The sequence below is a fragment of the Glaciimonas sp. GNP009 genome (genome assembly GCF_054343755.1).
Genome location: NZ_JBTGUV010000004.1, coordinates 3212348 through 3233134 on the forward strand (window position 1 = coordinate 3212348; position 20787 = coordinate 3233134).

Sequence of the window (20787 nt, forward strand, 5' to 3'; positions counted from 1 at the left end):
ATTTGACTGTCAGGCAGTGACCGGGATCGCTTCCTTGTGCCATTCCAGGACTATCTTTGCGACGGCACCAGGAGAGATTTTTAGCATACAAGCACATTCGGCCGCGTCAATATCTTTACATCCGGCACAATTGGTTGGGATGCACAAACTTTGGGCGTGCGTCCCTACCGGTGCCCATCTTCCTGGATGCATCGGTCGGATCGGTGGAAATAAACCGAGCGTGCGCTGCCCAATAGCTGCAGAGATATGCAGCGGGCCTGTGCCGCTGGCAATCAAACCATCTGCCGCTTTGATGAAAGAGGTGAAGACATCAAGTGTGAACCTGCCGCAAACATTACTCACATTGGGTAATCTCAATAATTCTCCCGCATTTTCTGCGAGCCACTGTCCTTCTGTGGCGCTGCCGGTTAGCCATAACTGGATATCTTTGTACGCGCTAAGTTGCTTGGCAAGCGTCACATAATGTGCGATTGGCCATTCACGACCATGTCCGTTAGATTTTGTATGAATAATCAGGTTGAACGGATGCTGCGCCAATAGACCGTTAACCTCTTCGTTCTCGGGAATGTCGAAGTCATAAAGTGCCGCAATCTCAGCAATTTCGGGAATGGTCTTAAGACCAAACGGGCGCAGAAATTCAAAGTTGAATTGCGCTTCATGATGTTCTGAATTACCTTTTTTGAACCGCACCCGACGATTGCAATATAACAGTTGGTACAACTTTTGACGGGCATTGCCAATACGATTTTTAATTCTTGCTTTGAATGCTAGTTGTGCTAATTGCTTGACCGGTTGTGCAATGATGACGGTATCGATACCAGCACGTGCAAAATACCCGGATGGATCGGATAAGAAGTCCTCCAGTTCGACTACCTCGTCAACACTGCGGCAATGCCTGACGACCGGGGCTGCATAAGCTCGACAAAGGAAACTTATTTTGATCGAAGGATGTTGTTGCTTCAGACGCGCCGCAATGGGTAGCGTTAGCATGACATCACCGATGTTGTCGGTGCGGCATATTAAAATGTGTGCGCTTGTTATTGCCATTTGTAATCGATTAAAAACGTCATGTGGAAACTGATATCAGTATCAGCGATAAAAGTCAGAAGCGACCCCGCGATTCTGACTTTTACAGAGTCTGATTATTTGCCTATTATCTTGGATCAGGTATGTACTATTTAAGTACAAGTTGAGTGGCACATTTATGTTCTGGTTTTGTTTCTTTCTTCTCTTTTTTTCAACGCGCTGAAAGATATTTCATATACCACTTGAAGCTATTAAAGACCTCACCGCGCTTCATTAGGAAACGCGAAAACATGCGCATCTCTTTATAATTTCGCGGCTCGGGATCAAGGGCTATATCGGCCCAGGGTGATAGCTTGTGGTACTTGATAAACAGGTCGGTCGATGCATGCAAACACCAATCGTTCCAGGGTTTGACTGCGCCGGCAAAATGAATGAAACCGATCTCGCCAATGTCACGCATTTGTCTTTTGTCTTTTTCCAGGTCGTGAATCAAGTCGTATAGAAAATTCCATTTTCTTTCGATAAACGTAATTTTTCCTTCAAGTACAACATTGAGCGCATCTTGATCCGGGAAGCGGTAATTTTTTCCATTTTCTAAAATCGAAAGAATTGTTTTCTCGGTGATCTGTTGTGACATCCAGACATCGACATTCATGTACATTACGCCGGAGTTAAAATAGCGCTGCGATGAAAGCTGTAAAGCAGCACAGCGTCTGCGCGTAGTTTCATCCGCGTCAGGAACCACGATCGCTGCGCTATCTCCGAAATCCATTTGAATCAGTTCAGCGATACTTCCCAGGCATAAAATATCCGCATCCAAATAAAGGACTTTATCCGTGATTCCTTGCAACGTGGAAGGGATCAGCAGACGTGTAAAGATGGTTGGAGAATAATATGAAAATTGCGAGATATGTGCAAACGGTTTAAAGATCACCGGATCAATAATATGAATGTGCGTCGCGACTCCGTACTTGGTCGTTAGCTGATTGAAACGTTGCCGGTTATCTTCGGAAATCGCAAATGCAAAAACGTGAAACGTGAAGTCAACGCCCGGATTATTATCAATGATCGACGTGATTGTTGCGCCCATGCTGCGGCAATAATGGTCGTCGACACAGAACGCAATATGAAAGGAGCGCGATGGATTTTTTTCAGATGACTGAGAAATAGCGTTTAAAGATGCATGCATTGGACTGTCCTGGAAGCCTACATCAAAATAATGTCGTACTGCTCTTGCGGATAAACCGTTTCGACTTGCAATGAAATCGGTTTAGAGATGAAATCGCCGAGCATGGCGAGATGTTGTGACTCCTCCTCTAAGAACATGTCAACTACCGCTTGCGATGCCAGAATGCGAAATTCACGCGGGTTGAATTGTTTTGCTTCGCGCAACACCTCTCGCAAAATTTCGTAACACAGCGTGCGGGCGGTTTTGACTTGTCCTTTGCCATTACATACCGAGCAGGTTTCGCACAGAATATGTGCCAACGATTCACGCGTGCGTTTGCGCGTCATCTCGACTAAGCCCAGCGCCGAAAAATCGGATACCGATTTCTTGGTCCGATCACGCAATAAGGCTTTGTTGAGTTCGGACAATACTGCTATCTTATGCTCGACATTTTCCATGTCGATAAAGTCGAGGATGATGATGCCACCAAGGTTACGCAACCTGAGCTGGCGGGCGATGGCGTGGGCGGCTTCCAGATTGGTTTTAAAAATGGTGTCGTCAAAATTGCGACCATTGACGAAGCTGCCAGTATTGACATCAATCGTGGTCATTGCCTCGGTCTGATCGACGATCAGGTAACCACCAGATTTAAGCGGCACACGACGACTCAATGCATTCAGAATTTCTTCTTCAACACCGTACAAGTCAAATAATGGTCTTTCGCCTGTGTAGTGGATTAAGCGCGCATTGACGGACGGCGTGTAGGTACTGGCAAATTCTTGCAGCTTGATAAAATTCTCGCGCGAGTCGACCTGAATACTGGTCGTTTTATCGTCGACAAAGTCACGCAGCACGCGTTGCGCCAGACTTAAATCTTGATGCAGTAGCGTCGGTGCCGGACGGCTTTTTGCCAGCTGTGTGATCGAAGACCAGGTTTTACGCAGGTATTCAATATCCATTTGCAGATCGGTGTCGGACGCATCTTCAGCCATGGTGCGAATGATGAAGCCGCCTTTCTCCTCGGGTGGAAGCAACTGTTGTACTTTAGTACGCAACAATTCGCGTTCTGCTTCGTTTTCGATGCGCTGAGAAATACCAATGTGATTATCTTGCGGCAGATACACCAGCATGCGGCCAGCGATGGAAATTTGGGTGGATAATCGTGCGCCCTTGGTCCCGATAGGGTCTTTAACAACCTGTACCATCAACGGTTGTCCGTCGAATAACAGCTTTTCAATCGGCATCGGTATCGTTGGCTGTCCATCGGCTGCTGGTACTCCACGCACGCGGGCTTCCCATATATCGGCCACATGCAAAAAGGCCGCTCGCTCCAATCCAATATCGATGAATGCGGATTGCATGCCGGGTAAAACGCGGACGACTTTGCCAAGATAGACATTTCCGGCCAATCCGCGGGATAAGGTGCGTTCGATATGTAATTCTTGCACAGCGCCTTGAAAAATCAGCGCGACACGCGTTTCTTGCGGGGTAATGTTAACCAGTATGTCTTCGCTCATAAAATATCGATTCCTGCCTGTTGTAATAGTTGAGCGGTTTCAAAAAGGGGTAAACCCATAATGCCGGAATGACTACCATTGATACGTTTGATGAACATGGCAGCAAATCCCTGGATACCATAGGCCCCGGCTTTGTCGTAAGGTTCTGCCGTCGCGCAGTAGCTTCGGATTATTTCATCGCTAAGGGTTTGAAAAACCACTTCAGATGTTTGTGTTATTTGCCAGGATTGCAGCTGATACACCACAACAACGCTGGTCAATACCTGGTGCGTTCGGCCTGACAATTGTCGCAACATATTTACTGCTTCTGCGTTATCGGCCGGTTTGCCCAATATTTTATTATCAATGGTGACTGTCGTATCTGCGGCGAGGAGCGGCCTCATTGGCAACTTACGCTGCTGCATGGTGTGGAAAGCAAATGCGGCCTTTTCCAGGGTAACGCGTTCTACATAAGCGGTTGGCTGCTCATTTGAAAGGACTTCCTCACTGACATCTGGTCCGCGTGGGGTGTTTTCGCGTAATAAGAGTAGCTCAAAATCCACACCAATTTGACGTAAAAGTTCACGTCTTCGGGGACTTTTTGATGCAAGATAAATTTTTTGGTTCCAGATTTTCATTATTTGGGCAGTAGCATTCTTCCTAAATAACCTGTTAATTCAGGTAACCTAATTTACCTCATTTTTGGTCGAACTCATACTCGCCGGATTGATATCCGTGATATCCGGCGCACTAAATCCTGTGATAAGGATGATTTTGGGTAATTGACCAGGCCCGATAAAGCTGTTCCGCCAAAAGCACCCGTACCATGCCATGCGGTAGCGTTAAACTGGAGATACGCAGCAGCGTGTCCGCCTTTGCTTTAAAAGCAGGATCAAGACCGTCGGCGCCGCCGATAATAAATGCGACGTCGCGGCCATCTTGTTGCCATTGGACCAAATGCTGCGATAGTTGCACCGAGGTCAGGTCTTTGCCGTGCTCATCCAGAGCGACGATGCGAACACCTTTGGGCAAGACAGCTTCTATGCGAGCACGCTCAAGCGCCATGGCAGTTTCCGCCGTCTTGCTGCTGGAGCGATCAACCGGTTTGATTTCTTTGAGGACGATCCGGCAATCCGGCGGCATGCGCTTTGCATACTCGCCGAATCCGGTCTCAATCCAGGTCGGCATTTTGTGGCCGACCGCAGCGATGATGAGCTGCACGTTAACCTACACTCAGGCTTCGTCTTTTGGTTTAGCTGGCGCACGCGCTGTCGTCGGCGCTTTTCTTACTGGCGCTTTCCTTGGCGCAGTGGCGGCTTTATGCGCAGCATTTTTGGTAGTGACGCTTTTCGATGACTTTACTTTGATGGTTTTGCCGACCGCTTGTTTAGGATCGCTTTTTACCGGTTTTTTGCGTGCAGGTGCTTTTTTCGGTGCATCGACTTCTGGTGCCAACGCTTGTGACGTGGTCAGATGACGCGACACTTTCTTCGCGGCAGCACCTTCTTCAGCGTCCGGTGCCGTGCGTTGAGAAACACGTTTGGCAGCGCCCATTTTGACTTCTTTTTCGCCCCAGATTTCTTCCAGACGATAATAAGCGCGAATCGTCGGTTGCATGATATGCACGACCATATCACCCAAATCGACCAATACCCATTCTCCGGTACCTTCGCCTTCGACGCTTAAAATATTGCCGCCGTTTTCTTTGACCTTGTCGCGGACCGATGCAGCAAGTGCTTTGGTCTGACGATTGGAGGTGCCGGACGCGACCACGATGCGATCAAACAAGCTGGTCAGATGGGATGTATCAAATACGCGGATTTCTTGCGCTTTGACGTCTTCTAGAGCGTCAATGACGAGGCCTTGCAGTTTTTTGATTTCCATTTAATTCTTATAAAGATGGTGTTGTTCAATATAGTCTAGCACTACCGCCGGGATCAGCGAGTCTGGTCTTTTTCCAGAGTGCAATGCAGCACGAATTTTTGTTGCTGATATGTCTACAAATAGGTTTTCCGCCAGATAAGTCAACCCGTGCGGACTCTGGCGAATCTGCTCGGGGGTCGCTGCGCGGCGCGTAAATTCGCGCGTGACCTCGGGCGGTACCTGTGATGCATCCAGCGCAAAGCCGGGCCGGGACGCTACTCCCAGATGCGCATAATTGAACAGTTTGTCCCAACCCTGCCAAGTATTCAGATGTTGTAACTGGTCAGCACCCATTAAAAAGATAATGGACGCCTCCGGACCCAGTTCAGCCCGTAACGATTGCAGCGTATCAATAGTGAAAGTCGCCGTTTGGCGCTCGATTTCCTGCTGATCGATGACGACCTTGACGGCCTGGTCGCTAAAAGCGCGTCGTACCATTTCTACCCGATCCGCGGCACTTGCTTCCAAACCGTGCTTTTGCCAGGGATTACCTGTTGGAATCACGCGCAAGAGATCTGGTGCTAGCAAGGTGACAAAGTAACGGGCCAGAGCCACGTGACCGTCATGAACCGGATCAAAACTACCGCCTAAAACAGCGACGCAACAACGTGGATGTTGATCAGCACGCATGTCAGAGCCAGTCTCGATGAATCAGGAAATCCGAATATAGCCGTGCTTCCGGGCTTCCTGCGGTTGGTTGCCAGTTATAGCGCCATTTGACCACTGGTGGCATCGACATCAGGATCGACTCGGTACGACCACCGGATTGCAAGCCGAACAAAGTGCCGCGATCATACACTAGATTGAATTCAACATACCGTCCACGACGATATGCTTGAAAATCGCGTTGTTGTTCGGTAAATGGTATTTCTTTGTTATTACTCAAAATCGCACCATACGCGGGGATGAAGGCATTGCCGACACTTTGCATCATGGCGAAGCTTTGGTCGAAGCCAAGCTGATTGAAATCGTCAAAGAAAATGCCGCCCACGCCGCGCGGCTCCTGACGATGTTTCAAATAAAAATACTCATCGCACCATTTCTTGAAGCGGGGATATAAAGCCTGATCGGTATTTTTATCTGCATCAGTATCGAATGGCGTCAATGCGTCACGGCAAGTGCGATGAAAGTGGCGGGTGTCCTCTTCCGAGCCATAATACGGCGTCAAGTCCAGGCCGCCACCAAACCACCAGATCGGCTCTTTGCCTTCTGCTGTAGCGGTAAAAAATCGTACATTCATATGCACGGTTGGTGCATGGGGATTACGCGGATGCATGACTAGTGACACGCCCATCGCTTCCCATTGACGGCCAGCAAGTTCAGGTCGACTGGCAGAGGCAGATGGTGGAAGGGTTTTCCCCATCACATGGGAAAAGCCGACGCCGCCGCGCTCAAACACATTACCTTCTTCGATAATGCGTGAAATACCGCCGCCGCCTTCCGGGCGATCCCAACTATCGATACCGAAGGGTTGTCCGTCGATATGCTCCATGGCAGCCACAATGCGCGTCTGCAGATCCAGCAAGTAGGATTTGACCGCCGTTGCGGACGGGATATTTGATGTCATTACGTTAACGGACAAAGAATGCACAAATTGCAAAAAAATCGCGCATCAGTGTGCGCGGATCATATAAATCACGGGATAGCAGGGATTGTACCTTGCCGAGGCGGTCCTTGATAGCGGAATGGCAAAGGACGGTTGATTACCAACTTTTAATTAATGTGGATTTGGGTTAGTAATACACATTATTAATAGCCCTCAGTATTGATTCTGGCGAAATCGCCGCTTTGCCGTTTTAAGGTACAACGAATCATTATTACCTAGGAAACATTTAGTTGCTTTTGATACCTCGGTTTGGCGTTCATTGCGGGGAACATTGTAAAAGCATCTAGTTATCGTTTATTGATAGCAAGATTTTTAACGCAAATTGACGCAGCCAAGGCGACTTATCCAGGCCGTTTTATCGCACGCCAGCCAATGTCACGACGAAATTGCGCACCGCTAAAATGAATGATGTCGACGATGTTATAAGCGTGCTTTTGCGCTACTTTGACGCTGTCGCCTAGGCCAACAACGCATAGGACGCGTCCGCCGGAGGTGGTTAGTCGCGTCCCGGTCAGTGTCGTGCCAGCATGAAAAGTGATGGCGTCCGCAGTCTCAGGGGGAATACCAGAAATCAGATCGTCGTTGCGCGGCGCGTCAGGATAACCAGCGGCAGCCATAACGACACCTAACGCGGTGCGGCGGTCCCATTCCAGTTCGATGGTATCGAGCGTGTTGTTGACGGCGTGTTCCATCACCATCAGCAAATCGGTTTTCAGGCGCGCCATAATCGGTTGCGTCTCGGGATCGCCCATACGGCAATTGAATTCGATGGTCTTTGGGTTGCCCTTGTCGTCAATCATCAAGCCAGCGTATAGAAAGCCGGTAAAAGGACTGCCTTCTTTCGCCATGCCTTGGATGGTCGGTGTAATGATGTCGCGCATGACGCGCGCATGCACCGCGGGGGTGACGATCGGTGCAGGGGAATAAGCGCCCATGCCGCCGGTGTTCGGTCCCTGATCGTCATCTTTTAAGCGTTTGTGATCCTGGCTAGTGGCAAGGGCAAGAATATTTCTGCCATCGACCATGACGATGAAACTGGCTTCTTCGCCGGTCAGAAAGTCTTCGATGACAACGCTTGATCCGGCGGTACCGAATTTGTTGTCAGCCAGCATCATATCTACTGCCGCATGCGCTTCCTCTGGTGTCATCGCAACGACCACGCCTTTACCTGCAGCAAGTCCGTCAGCCTTGATGACAATTGGCGCACCCTTTTGGTCAAGATAGCGATGCGCGGCTTCGACGTCGGTGAACGTTTGATAATCTGCTGTGGGGATCTTGTGGCGCTGCATGAAGGCTTTAGCAAAATCCTTGGAACTTTCCAGTTGCGCCGCTTCTTTGGTCGGGCCAAAAATTTTGAGGCCACGGTCCCGGAATACGTTCACGATTCCGCCAGCTAACGGTGTTTCAGGGCCAACGACGGTGAGGGCGATGCGCTCTTTTTCAACAAAGTCTGCCAGTGCTGAATAATCGGTAATGTCGACGTTTTGCAGGCGTGAATCGAGTGCAGTACCCCCGTTACCGGGCGCAATAAAGACGGTTTGGATACGGGGCGATTGGGCGATTTTCCACGCTAGTGCATGTTCACGGCCACCAGAGCCAACGACGAGAATTTTCATAAGATGTCCGGTTTTACGCATTTGTTGCTGACTATGCCGCCGATAAGAGCGCGGTCAGATGCCTGCAAATAGTGCTATCAATAGTTGCCAAAAAGAGATGGCAGAAAGGTTTATGAAAATAAGTTGATTTAAATAAATAAATAAATAAATAAATAAATTTAATTTCATTAAATTTCATTAAATTTAAATCAACTTGATGCCATTTAATTACATAAGCCTAAGCACCTAAGCATGCTATCAATGATCTTCAATAATGGCGTTGCTGAAAACTTCCTGAACGTCGTCCAGATTTTCCAGCGCATCCAGCAATTTTTGCATTTTGACTGCATCTTCACCCGCGAACATTGTTTCAGTCGCTGGCTTCATGATGATTTCGGCCATTTCTGCTTTAAAGCCTGCTTTTTCAAGCGCCGACTTCACTACCGAGAACTCAAACGGTGCGCACAATACTTCGATTCCGCCTTCTTCATCGGTAATAACGTCGTCAGCGCCCGCTTCCAGAGCGGCCTCCATCAACGCATCTTCGTTGGTACCGGGCGCAAATAGGAATTGACCGCAATGTTTAAACATAAAGGCGACTGAGCCTTCAGTGCCCATATTGCCACCGTTTTTCAAGAACGCATGACGGACTTCAGCCACGGTGCGAATTTTGTTGTCAGTCATGCACTCTACGATGATGGCGGCGCCATTAATGCCATAGCCTTCATAGCGGACTTCTTCGTAGTTGACACCATCCAGTTCACCCGCACCGCGCTGAGTTGCGCGGACTACGTTATCCTTGGGCATATTGGCGTCGCCTGCTTTGTCGACTGCGAGGCGTAATCGCGGATTGGTGTCTGGGTCGCTACCGCCCATCCGGGCTGCGACGGTGATCTCTTTGATCAAGCGGGTCCACACTTTGCCGCGTTTGGCATCGGTGGCTGCCTTTTTATGCTTGATATTGGCCCATTTACTGTGTCCCGCCATGATGGTTCTTTCTTGCTGTAGTTAGCTATAATCAAAGCAGCATTTTATCATAGTGCACCCTCTCAAAAATCGACTTTACCGTCGCTCAGACCAAACAAAATTATGCTCAATCCCCTTCTGATTGCTAAAAATACCCAGCACGACCTTGCTTTGTTACCTGCTCTGGTGAATCGCCATGGCTGCATCACAGGCGCTACCGGCACGGGCAAGACGGTGACGCTGCAGGTGTTCGCGCAGGCGCTATCGGATATCGGAGTGCCGGTTTTTATGGCTGACGTCAAAGGTGACTTGTCTGGAATCGCCAAAGCAGGGACGCAATCGGCAAAATTGAAGGAACGTTTGGCAGCACTTGGCATGGATGAACCGCAATGGGCCGCTGCCCCGGTGACGTTTTGGGATGTCTTCGGAGAGCAAGGTCATCCGATCCGGGCCACTATTTCCGATCTTGGGCCACTTTTGTTAGCCCGCATGCTCAATCTTAACGACACTCAGCAAGGTGTCTTGCAACTGGTATTTAAGATTGCCGATGACAATGGCCTGTTATTGCTCGATACGAAGGATTTGCGGGCGATGTTGCGGTATGTCGGTGACAACGCGGCTGATTTTAAAACCGAATACGGCAATATCTCGGCGGCCAGTATCGGTGCCATTCAGCGCGGATTGATTGGTATTGAAGAGCAGGGCGGAGATAATTTCTTCGGTGAACCGATGCTGAATATCGACGATTTGTTGCAGACTAACGGCGATGGCAAAGGGATCGTGAATATTTTAGCTGCTGATAAACTCATGCAATCGCCGCGTCTGTATTCAACTTTTTTGTTGTGGCTGCTTTCAGAATTGTACGAGCAACTTCCTGAAGTGGGCGATCTGGATAAGCCAAAGTTGGTGTTTTTCTTTGATGAGGCACATTTACTGTTTGCCGAAGCGCCTAAACCATTGCTACAGAAAATTGAACAAGTGGTGCGTTTGATTCGCTCAAAAGGAGTGGGTGTCTACTTTGTGACACAAAATCCTCTGGATATACCGGATACGGTGCTCGGTCAATTAGGTAATCGTGTACAGCATGCCTTACGCGCTTATACGCCGCGGGATCAAAAAGCGGTGCAAGCCGCAGCGGACACATTCCGCGCTAACCCCAGTTTAAATACGTCGCAGGTCATTAGTGAACTTGGTGTTGGCGAGGCGTTAGTTTCTTTCCTGGACGAAAAAGGCCGACCGACCATTGTTGAGCGTGCGTATATTCTGCCGCCAGCATCGCAAATCGGGCCAATTTCGCAAGAGGAGCGTCAGCAGTTGATTGCCGGATCAATCGTCGCTGGTGTGTACGACACCGCGGTTGATCGGGAGTCTGCATATGAAAAATTGAAAGGTCGTACCGCAGCGACTTCAACGGGTGGCGCTGACGTCACTGTGCCTTCAACTATTCCCACTACTGGCGGTTCGTGGACTGACGCATTAGGCGGTATGTTGGGTGGCAAAACCGGTTCTGGTAGCCGGGATACGTTGGTCGAAACCGTTGTGAAATCGGCTGCTAGAACAATGGGTTCGCAGTTAGGGCGGCAAATTATTCGTGGCGTTCTCGGATCGATTTTTAAATGAAAGTAATCGATCGCATTCTGTGCTGGCCGGAGACTACTGCCTCGCAGAAATTGACAGTTTTTGCTCGCAGGCGATAAATTAAATATTCGCTCCACGCTCCTTCTGTGTCGCTTGGGCCGAAGATAGCATTGATCGCGTGGTTATTTGTGTTGTAGCTATTGATCTGCGTCGTCAATAGCTCCGTTTCAATCGAACAGGAATGCGGGCCTGACATGGGGCCTTTACCTTCCGTCGATACCTGCTTTGTGTAGACGACTCTGCTTAAATCACGCTATCAAAACGCAATTTTTTTATACCATTTACAATCCTAATATGACATCTTTACCGTTGCAGTCAGTCGACCGCAAGATTTACCTTAGTGGCTTGGCAATTGGCATTATCGGGGCTGTTCTTTTTTCTGCCAAAGCGATCGTGGCAAAGTTGATTTATCGGTACGATGTTGACGCCGTGACGTTAATTATGTTTCGTATGCTATTCGCGTTTCCTTTGTTTGCAGTGGTTGCAATATGGAAAACCCGGTCCGCGCCACCGCTGGCAAATATTGACCGTATTCGTATCGTGATATTGGGTCTAGTGGGATATTACTTGTCGAGTTTTCTCGATTTTATGGGTCTGCAATATATATCAGCGGGGTTGGAGCGGTTGATTTTGTTTTTGACGCCGTCGTTTGTTTTATTGCTGTCGTTTTTCTTTTACCAGCGACGCGTTACGTTGCTTGAATGGGGAGCTTTAGGGCTTTCTTATTTGGGCACCGTTTTGGTATTTATACATGACGTGCGACTGGGCGGGCCTGATATCGGATTGGGCAGTTCACTAGTGCTAGGCGCAGCGATTACGTATTCGTTCTATCTTTTATTGTCGGGTGAATTGGTGAGCCGTGTCGGTGCGTTGCGATTGGTGGCGTATGCAATGTGTATTTCTTGTGTCGCTTGCGTAGTGCAATTTTTTCTTTTGCGTCCGGCTTACATGATCGTGCAACCGACAGCTGTGTATGGCTTATCTTTGATTAATGCGGTTTTTTGTACAGTATTACCGGTATTTTTAACGATGATTGCGGTGGCACGGATTGGTGCCGCGACTTCGGCGCAAGCCGGCATGGTCGGGCCGGTTTCAACCTTGTTTTTGGGCGCGCTCATATTGGATGAACCGATTACGGGTATTCAGCTGGCAGGAACCGGATTGGTGTTAACGGGTATTTATCTGATTTCAAAGAAGAAAGTTTAAAAATGGATCTTGGAATTCGTGGCAAGCAAGCCTTGGTCTGCGGTGCCAGCAAAGGATTAGGACGCGGATGTGCTGAAGCATTAGCGGGCGATGGCGTCAATTTAACATTGGTAGCACGGACAGCGGAAACGCTGGAGCAAACGGCGCAGCAGTTGCGCGATGCCTACGGCGTTGAGGTAATTGCTGTTGTCTGTGATATCACCACAGCGGAGGGGCGAGCGCTGGTGTTGGCTGCTTGTCCGCAACCGGATATTTTGGTGACTAATGCTGGCGGTCCACCGATGGGTGATTTTCGTGATTGGCAGCGGGACGACTGGATCAAGGCGCTTGACGCCAATATGTTGACGCCGATTGAACTGATTAAGGCCACTGTGGATGGCATGATCGCCCGTGGTTTTGGTCGTATCGTGAATATCACATCAAGCTCGGTGAAAGCGCCGATTGACGTACTCGGTTTATCGAACGGTGCGCGTTCTGGTCTTACCGGATTTGTTGCAGGTATTGCTCGCAAGACAGTCGCACACAACGTAACGATCAATAATTTATTGCCGGGTGCGTTTGATACTGATCGTTTGCGTTCGATGCAGGCCGCATCTGCTTCAGCTAACGGTACGACCATTGAGCAAGTACAGCAAGCAAGAGCTGGGCAAATACCAGCAAAACGATTTGGAAATGCCGCCGAATTTGGTGCGATGTGTGCATTTATGTGTAGCGCACATGCCGGTTACCTGACGGGGCAAAATATTTTGCTCGACGGCGGCGCTTATCCGGGCACCTTTTAAAAATAAATTAAAAATTGCCTGTTGGTTGAATGTTTCTTGCAGTCTCGGCGGCCTCGACTCTCGGCACCTCGTACTGTTTTGTCAGAGGGTAATAAGCAGTGAGTTACCCGAACAAATTTGTGTCAGACTCATCGTTTAGGTTGGCCTTGTAAATAACAGAGCATTTTTTTATTTAGAATCGAGAAAATAATGGTTAAAGCAATCGTAATTCGCAAGACAGGTGGTCCTGAGGTGATGGAGTACGTCGATGTTGAAGTTGGCGAGCCTGGGCCGGGCGAAGTCAGAATTCGGAATGTTGCATGCGGGGTAAATTTTATCGATGTCTATTTCCGAATCGGCTTGTATCCGCAACCGCTGCCCGGTGGTGTGGGGCAAGAGGGCGCTGGCGTAATCGAGGCTGTCGGGTTGGGTGTTCTTGGTTTTAAACCGGGTGATCGCGTCGCCTATGCAGGGCGGCCAAATGGCTCCTATTCCGAAGTCCGCCTGATGCCTGTGGCGATGCTGGTTAAATTACCAGACGAGATTTCGTTTGATGTCGCAGCCGCTTCCCTGTTACAAGGGCTGACGGTTCAATATTTGTTCAGACGGACCTTTCCCGTAAAAGAGGGCGACACCATACTATTTCACGCGGCCGCTGGCGGGGTAGGGCTGATTGCCGCGCAGTGGGCGCGTTCGCTCGGTGTGAAGATGATCGGCACGGTCGGCTCAGACGAGAAAAAAGCGTTGGCGCTTGCCGCAGGTTGCACCCATGTGATCAATTCGAAGACCGAAAATATCGTTGAGCGGATGAAGGAGTTCACCAATGGCAAAGGCGTGCCCGTGGTGTTCGATTCGATTGGCAAGGATACCTTCATCGACTCATTGGATTGTCTCTCGCCGCTCGGAACGATGGTCAGCTTTGGTAGTTCTTCCGGACCGGTGCCACCGTTTAGCTTGAATGAACTGGTTTCGCGCGGTTCGTTATCCATTACACGACCATCGCTGTCACACTACATCTCGACGCGTGCCGAGCTTGATGCGGCCGCTGCTGATTTGTTTCAAATGATCGGTAGTAAAAAAATCGTGATCGATATCAATCAACGTTATGCTCTAAAAGATGCTGCGCAGGCGCACATCGATCTGGAAGGGCGTAAAACAACTGGCTCGACGATTCTGATTCCTTAAATTTTTTATTATAAAGTAAGCCATGAGCGACAAAATCGAACACCAGGAAACGGTCCATGAAAATAATCCAATGGGCCATCCAGAAGAGCAGCCGACCGGTACGGATGGTACGCCGAAATTTGGTCGCTTGCTAATAGTGCTGATATTAATGGTGATCTTGATTGGCTTTATTACGTTTGCCAGCGAGTGGTTTTATACCTGATTGTTTCAACATTAGTCTCAATTGGCTAATAAATTCCGCCACAAACGATGAAACCTGCGCCTGTCGTAAAGACATGGTGCAGGTTTCCATCGAACTATTCCTTGAGCATAGCAGCTACCCGATTTGGTGGGTCACTATTTGGTGTCTTCAACTTTTAGCTTTACCTGCCGTGGAACACCGCTTTGCCCAGGGAAGTCGCTAAATGCGCTACGGATTAAATAAGGCATTACCTTTGGCAATGCGCTGACTCGTCCCTCGCTGACAACGGTCACGTCATACAATTTTTTGGCGTCGCTGATGCGGGAAATGCCAACATTTGCACGGCGTGTGAATACCTGAAAATTCAGCTCGCGCTGGGTCACTACCGGTGTGCCGTACCAAAATGGATCATTGAATGGGCCGTAGAATCCGCGGTATCCCCATCCTGGACCATAGAGCGGAGACCCATAAAAACCAGGATCAATCACCACTGGTTCCACAACGTGCACGTCGCGCGCGGTGACACCGTATGTTAACGCTACAGTTAGCGCGGCTTGCGCGCGGTTTGCCGGTTCGGTAAAGCCAAGCCGTTGAAGCTGCTGGCGCACCAGGTTCTCGTAGTTGCGGTATTCAAGATCATTATCTTGCTCGGTTGAGTGGGTAAAGGTGAATGACTTGTTGGTCAGATCAGCGGGCCACTCGTTGAACGCCGTGACGTCACTACGGATGAAAGAGGCGCAACCAGCCAGTAGCAAACACATCGCAGCCATACAAAGAACTAAAAACCGTTTCATAATTTTCCTCGGTAGAGCGAAATAAAAAAATTCTCGTCTGTTGGGTGGACCGTATTCTTGGAGTGAAATATTGCCGTAGAGTTCATCCCTGATAACTCGACGTGAAATAACGCTAACGTCGGCGATCCGTCGTTATCGCGAGCACTTCTTCTTATAGGGGATTGTACGCGTCCGTCTGTGATTCTGTTTGTCATGGACTAGTGACGCTTGTTCGTGGTCTGAATGGCTGGGGTTGTGCTCAAACAATGTAATAACAATACGCCTTTACATCTCATGCCCGGACCAAGCGTTACAGCCAAATTGCATGAACATTCGGCGGTTGCTTGGTAGAATCGTGTTTTCTACGAATTTCTCATCACTAGATCCTATGCGTAACGATACGGCAGCAACACCATCTACGATTTATCGTAAAGATTACACCGCTCCTTCTTACTGGGTTGATACGGTAGATATGGGTTTCGATCTTGATCCCGCTTCGACTCGGGTTGCTACCCGCATTGTGATGCGCCGTAATCCGGCAAGCCTTGACAAAGGAATCGTACTGGTGGGTGAGGAGCTGGAACTGATCAGCTTGCGTCTGAACGGCAAGCAGTTAAAGTCAGGCCAGTATCAGTTGCAGGGCGGCACGTTGCGAATCCCGCTTGCGCCAGCCAAAGTTACTCTTGAAATTGAAACGCTGACCCAACCAGAAAAAAATACGTCGTTAATGGGTTTGTATGTGTCGAATGGTAATTTTTTCACACAGTGTGAAGCGGAAGGTTTCCGCAAGATTACGTATTTCCCGGATCGCCCGGACGTGATGGCGAAGTACACCGTCATGCTGCGCGCTAATAAGAAAAAATATCCAGTGCTGTTATCAAATGGCAATCTGATCGAAAAGGGTGATTTGGGTGATGGTCGCCATTATGCAAAATGGGAAGACCCGTTCAAAAAGCCTTCGTATTTATTTGCGCTGGTTGCGGGCAAGCTGGTTTGTCAGCAAGAAAAATATACGCTGAAATCAGGTCGTAAAGTATTGCTGCAAGTATGGGTCGAAAAAGGAAATCTCGACAAAACGCAACATGCGATGGATTCGCTCAAAAATAGTATTCGTTGGGACGAAGAGCGCTTTGGATTGGAGTTGGATCTGGATCGCTTCATGATCGTGGCGGTCGGTGATTTCAATATGGGCGCGATGGAAAATAAGGGTTTGAATATATTCAATACCAAATTTGTCCTCGCCAATCCGCATCTGGCAACCGATGTCGATTACGCCAATATCGAAGCGGTAGTCGGTCATGAATATTTTCATAACTGGACCGGAAACCGTGTCACCTGCCGTGACTGGTTTCAATTGTCGCTTAAAGAAGGATTGACTGTTTTCCGTGATCAGGAATTTTCTGCTGACATGGTCGGTACCGATAGTGGTCGTGCGGTGAAGCGTATCGATGATGTGCGCGTATTACGCCAGGCGCAGTTTCCAGAAGACGCGGGCCCGATGGCGCATTCAGTGCGTCCGGACGCGTATGTTGAAATCAACAATTTCTACACCGTTACCATTTACGAAAAAGGTGCCGAAGTTGTCCGTATGTATCAAACTTTGCTTGGGCGCGACGGATTCAGAAAGGGCATGGATCTGTACTTCAAGCGTCATGATGGTCAAGCCGTAGCCTGCGATGATTTTCGCGCTGCCATGGTGGATGCCAACGGTCGCGACTTGACGCAGTTTGAACGCTGGTACAGCCAGGCGGGAACCCCGCGTGTGCATGCTAAAACACATTACGATCCGATTAAAAAAACCTTCGACGTGACGCTGACGCAAACGTGTCTGCCTACACCGGGTCAAAAGAAGAAATTACCGTTCCATATTCCTGTGGCGATTGGTTTGGTTGGCAAAAATGGTAGCGATTTGCCGTTGCGCCTGAAAGGAGAAAGCGCAGTTGATCACAAAGACTTACCGACTGAAATTACCCGCGTTCTTGAGCTGACTAAAGCACAGCAAACCTTCCGTTTCATTGACGTGGCGGAACAGCCTGTGCCATCCATCCTGCGCAATTTTTCAGCGCCGGTTGTACTGGATGTTACGTATACAGATGCTGAACTGGCCTTCTTGCTGGCACATGACAGCGATCCATTCAATCGTTGGGAAGCGGGTCAACGGTTGGCCACCCGCAGCTTGCTTACGTTGACAATGACGGCTGCCGCAGCCGCAATGTCCGCCACCCCGAACGAAGCGTCATTGGAGGCTATGCTGAGCGCTGCGGGAGCGAATAGCGATGCGCTTGGCGAGGCTATGCGCATTATTTTGAACGATGCAACGCTGGATGAGGCTTTCCGGGAGTTGGCGATTACCTTGCCGTCTGAATCAGTACTGGCTGAGCAAACCGAGGTGATCGATCCGCAGGCAATTCATGCAGCGCGCCAATTTTTGCGCTCCATCCTTGCGAAGACATTGCGTACTGACTTGTTGGCCGCATACCACGCCAATCAAACTCCCGGCGCTTATAGCGCAGATGCACTTTCTGCTGGTAAACGAGCGCTGAAAAATGTAGCGCTGTCGTATTTGATGGAAGGCGACGACGATGAGATACATGCACTGGCACAGCAACAGTACAACGATGCCACTAACATGACTGATCGCTTTGCTGCTTTGCTGGCTCTGACGAATAGCAGTGCGCCAGGAAAAATTGCTGCGTTATCGCAGTTTTATACCGATTTCGCGCAGGAGGCATTGGTGATCGATAAGTGGTTCGCGTTGCAAGCCATGGCACGCACCAGCGACGTAAATGCGGTCAGGGATTTGCTTAAGCATCCGGCCTTTACTTTCAGCAATCCAAATCGCGCGCGGAGTTTGATTTTCAGTTTCTGTAATAGCAATCCAGCCAATTTTCACGCTGTTGATGGCAGCGGTTATGCATTCTGGGCAGACCAGGTGATTGCTCTCAATAGCGTAAATCCGCAAGTTGCCGCTCGGCTGGCCCGTACGCTGGATCGCTGGAGAAAATATGCGCCGACGGTGCAAGAAAAAATGCGCGGCGCTTTAGAGCGCATCGCCGCAACACCGGATTTGTCCAAAGACGTGCTGGAAGTTATTTCCAAAGCACTTGCTCATTAATATTTTAGGAAAAATTCACATGAAACGTGTAAGCCTCACACAACATCTTATCGAACAACAGCGTCTACACAATAGTATTCCTTCCGAATTACGTTTGCTGATCGAGGTCGTCGGGCGCGCCTGTAAAACGATTAGCCATGCCGTCGGTAAGGGTGCGTTGGGCGAAGTACTGGGAAGCGCTGAAAGCGAAAACGTACAGGGCGAAGTGCAAAAGAAACTGGATATCATTTCTAATGAAATTCTGCTTGAGGCGAACGAGTGGGGCGGTCATCTGGCAGCGATGGCATCGGAGGAAATGGAAACTATTCATCCGATTCCCAATCGCTATCCGCAGGGCGAATATCTATTGTTGTTCGATCCACTTGATGGCTCCAGTAATATTGACGTCAATGTCTCGATCGGTACCATCTTTTCAGTCCTCAAAGCGCCGGATGGCATGCAAGCGCCTACCGAGCAAGATTTTTTGCAATCAGGTCGCCAGCAAGTCGCCGCCGGTTATGCGGTCTACGGTCCACAAACGATGCTGGTATTGACTACCGGAAATGGTGTGCATTGCTTTACTCTGGACCGGGAAATGGGCGCATGGGTGCTGACGCAACGTGATATTCAGATACCAACTGAAACCAAGGAATTCGCCATCAATGCATCGAACACCCGGCATTGGTTTCCACCGGTCACGCGTTACGTCAATGAGATGCTGGAAGGCAGCGCCGGACCGTTGAAGAAAGATTTCAACATGCGCTGGGTTGCCTCTATGGTGGCAGACGTACACCGTATTCTTAGCCGTGGTGGCATCTTTATGTATCCAGCCGATTCACGCGATCCTGATATGCCAGGAAAATTGCGCTTGATGTATGAAGCCAATCCGATGGCAATGCTGGTAGAGCAGGCGGGCGGTGTGGCGACGGATGGAAAACAGGCAATCCTGGATATCGTCCCGCACAAACTACATCAACGTGTGCCGGTGTTTTTGGGATCTAAAACGGAAGTAGAGCGCGTTACCCGCTATCACAACGAATAAAGAGTTCAGTAGGAATGGGTTGGGTGAGATGCTACTTGGTGGAAAATTGGTACACATCCATTCCTTCTAATTCTCAATAAACGTTTAACGCTCTATATAGAGTGATACACCTGCATTTGGCCGCAATGGATAACCGTCTTCGAAGCGCACTTTCGAAGACGGTGCGGTGATAATCCGAGTCTACATTGATGGCCTGCATACAGCGTCGCAAGACTCCTAAGTAACAAGTCATATTCTTGAAATTATCCGCAGGTAAAATAGTGGAGTAATAAAAAAATAATCTGACCGCAGCTTTCAAGGCTTGGTGGTGGAATCAGCGAAGGTCAATGATGTTATTTAAAAAAATGCACGCATTAAGTGCACCTGCGCTATTGATGTTTTTGCAATCAGCGTTTGCGGCCCATCCGCTCGTCACTGACGACACCAGCACGCAGGATGTCGGAAACCGACAACTGGAAGTGAATACCGACTGGTACAAAAAACAAGGTGATTTCAGCCATGTTGCTGACGTTACTTTTACCTATGGCGTGCTATCAAATGTTGATCTTATTAGCGATGTTCCCTCGACATTATCGTCACCGCGCGGAGTGAATGATGGCTCGCTTGGGATTAAATGGCGGTTTTATGAGCAAGGTCCGATCAGTTTGGCTATCAAACCCATTTTGGTTCTGCCGACCGGTAATCAAAACAGGAGTTTGGGGACCGGTCGCAGCAGCGGAGCGCTGACCTTGATTGGGACCGTCGATATGTCTCCATGGATGTTTCACGGAAATATCGGGGTTAATGTTAATCGCTATGCGTTAGCATCAGATCGACAAAGCAATCGCGACGCTCTTTGGCGCGCATCTGCTGCGGTGTCTTACAGCCTTACCCCAAAATGCAGTTTAGTGGGAGATATCGGAATTACCCGTAACTCCGATGTCATGAGCACGATCAATCCTGCCTTTATGCTCACGGGGCTGATTTACTCTCCTAATAAAGATGTTGATCTTGATGCTGGTATAAAATTTGGTCTGAATAGCGCGGAAGTCAGCCATCAGCTTGGTGTCGGCTTGACCTGGCGCTTTTGATGTTAGCTGAAAAATAAATTACGCCAGGCAGATAGTCGACGTTTAAAATCTTCCGTG

The 20787-nt window shown here is 49.1% G+C and carries 19 protein-coding genes; 8 read left to right on the top strand and 11 right to left on the bottom strand.

Translation table 11 applies throughout. The features are described from left to right. Positions 1–9 precede the first annotated feature (9 nt). The 10 genes from ACXX82_RS15050 to ACXX82_RS15095 form a co-directional block, all read right to left on the bottom strand. Positions 10–990: a glycosyltransferase family 9 protein gene (locus tag ACXX82_RS15050; RefSeq protein WP_322236141.1), complete on the bottom strand. Its 981-nt coding sequence runs from the start codon at positions 988–990 to the stop codon at positions 10–12. A gap of 247 nt (positions 991–1237) precedes the next feature. Continuing rightward, positions 1238–2215: a glycosyltransferase family 8 protein gene (locus ACXX82_RS15055; protein WP_322236143.1), complete on the bottom strand. Its 978-nt coding sequence runs from the start codon at positions 2213–2215 to the stop codon at positions 1238–1240. A 17-nt stretch (positions 2216–2232) separates the two neighbouring features. Continuing rightward, the gene (gene rng / locus ACXX82_RS15060) at positions 2233–3711 is read right to left on the bottom strand and encodes a ribonuclease G (RefSeq protein WP_322236146.1); all 1479 of its coding nucleotides are present in this window, start codon (positions 3709–3711) and stop codon (positions 2233–2235) included. Then, a complete protein-coding gene (locus tag ACXX82_RS15065) occupies positions 3708–4328 on the bottom strand; it encodes a Maf family protein (RefSeq protein WP_322236148.1) in 621 nt (206 codons plus the stop codon). The genes rng and ACXX82_RS15065 overlap by 4 nt, the downstream gene beginning before the upstream one ends. A 112-nt stretch (positions 4329–4440) precedes the next feature. After that, a complete protein-coding gene (rlmH, locus tag ACXX82_RS15070) occupies positions 4441–4911 on the bottom strand; it encodes a 23S rRNA (pseudouridine(1915)-N(3))-methyltransferase RlmH (RefSeq protein WP_323505697.1) in 471 nt (156 codons plus the stop codon). A gap of 12 nt (positions 4912–4923) precedes the next feature. After that, the gene (gene rsfS / locus ACXX82_RS15075; protein ID WP_458563189.1) at positions 4924–5574 is read right to left on the bottom strand and encodes a ribosome silencing factor; all 651 of its coding nucleotides are present in this window, start codon (positions 5572–5574) and stop codon (positions 4924–4926) included. Further along, positions 5575–6243, bottom strand: a complete 669-nt coding sequence (locus tag ACXX82_RS15080; RefSeq protein ID WP_458563190.1) for a nicotinate-nucleotide adenylyltransferase — start codon at positions 6241–6243, stop codon at positions 5575–5577. Position 6244: 1 nt separating this feature from the next. Next, positions 6245–7180 (bottom strand): oxygen-dependent coproporphyrinogen oxidase, encoded by a 936-nt coding sequence (gene hemF / locus ACXX82_RS15085; RefSeq protein ID WP_322236156.1) that lies wholly within the window; start codon positions 7178–7180, stop codon positions 6245–6247. Positions 7181–7560: 380 nt separating this feature from the next. Beyond that, positions 7561–8835 (bottom strand): phosphoribosylamine--glycine ligase, encoded by a 1275-nt coding sequence (gene purD / locus ACXX82_RS15090; protein ID WP_458563191.1) that lies wholly within the window; start codon positions 8833–8835, stop codon positions 7561–7563. Between the two features lie 237 nt (positions 8836–9072). Continuing rightward, on the bottom strand, positions 9073–9801 hold the full coding sequence (locus ACXX82_RS15095) for a YebC/PmpR family DNA-binding transcriptional regulator (RefSeq protein WP_322236160.1): 729 nt from the start codon (positions 9799–9801) through the stop codon (positions 9073–9075). Between the two features lie 102 nt (positions 9802–9903). Here ACXX82_RS15095 and ACXX82_RS15100 point away from each other — a divergent pair, with 102 nt between their 5' ends. The 5 genes from ACXX82_RS15100 (at position 9904) to ACXX82_RS15120 (ending at position 14772) form a co-directional block, all read left to right on the top strand. Continuing rightward, on the top strand, positions 9904–11400 hold the full coding sequence (locus ACXX82_RS15100; RefSeq protein ID WP_458563192.1) for a helicase HerA-like C-terminal domain-containing protein: 1497 nt from the start codon (positions 9904–9906) through the stop codon (positions 11398–11400). Positions 11401–11712: 312 nt separating this feature from the next. After that, positions 11713–12624 carry a DMT family transporter gene (locus ACXX82_RS15105; RefSeq protein WP_323505694.1) on the top strand — a complete coding sequence of 304 codons (912 nt, stop codon included), beginning with the start codon at positions 11713–11715 and terminating at the stop codon, positions 12622–12624. 2 nt (positions 12625–12626) lie between these two features. Further along, entirely contained in the window at positions 12627–13406 is a 780-nt protein-coding gene (locus tag ACXX82_RS15110; RefSeq protein ID WP_322236165.1) for an SDR family oxidoreductase, read from the top strand. A 189-nt stretch (positions 13407–13595) separates the two neighbouring features. Then, positions 13596–14570 carry a quinone oxidoreductase family protein gene (locus ACXX82_RS15115; RefSeq protein ID WP_323505693.1) on the top strand — a complete coding sequence of 325 codons (975 nt, stop codon included), beginning with the start codon at positions 13596–13598 and terminating at the stop codon, positions 14568–14570. A 22-nt stretch (positions 14571–14592) separates the two neighbouring features. Further along, positions 14593–14772, top strand: coding sequence for a hypothetical protein (locus ACXX82_RS15120; protein ID WP_322236169.1), 180 nt, complete (start codon positions 14593–14595; stop codon positions 14770–14772). A 134-nt stretch (positions 14773–14906) separates the two neighbouring features. On the opposite strand, the gene ACXX82_RS15125 is transcribed toward ACXX82_RS15120, so the two are convergent. Beyond that, positions 14907–15545, bottom strand: a complete 639-nt coding sequence (locus tag ACXX82_RS15125; RefSeq protein ID WP_458563193.1) for a DUF4136 domain-containing protein — start codon at positions 15543–15545, stop codon at positions 14907–14909. A gap of 367 nt (positions 15546–15912) precedes the next feature. Between ACXX82_RS15125 and pepN the strand changes: the two genes are divergently transcribed. The 3 genes from pepN to ACXX82_RS15140 all read left to right on the top strand — a co-directional run bounded on the left by pepN (position 15913) and on the right by ACXX82_RS15140 (position 20730). After that, a complete protein-coding gene (gene pepN, locus ACXX82_RS15130; protein ID WP_458563194.1) occupies positions 15913–18639 on the top strand; it encodes an aminopeptidase N in 2727 nt (908 codons plus the stop codon). A gap of 19 nt (positions 18640–18658) precedes the next feature. Continuing rightward, positions 18659–19660: a class 1 fructose-bisphosphatase gene (locus tag ACXX82_RS15135; protein WP_322236174.1), complete on the top strand. Its 1002-nt coding sequence runs from the start codon at positions 18659–18661 to the stop codon at positions 19658–19660. A gap of 326 nt (positions 19661–19986) precedes the next feature. Continuing rightward, positions 19987–20730, top strand: a complete 744-nt coding sequence (locus ACXX82_RS15140; protein WP_458563195.1) for a transporter — start codon at positions 19987–19989, stop codon at positions 20728–20730. The last annotated feature ends 57 nt before the right edge of the window (positions 20731–20787 follow it).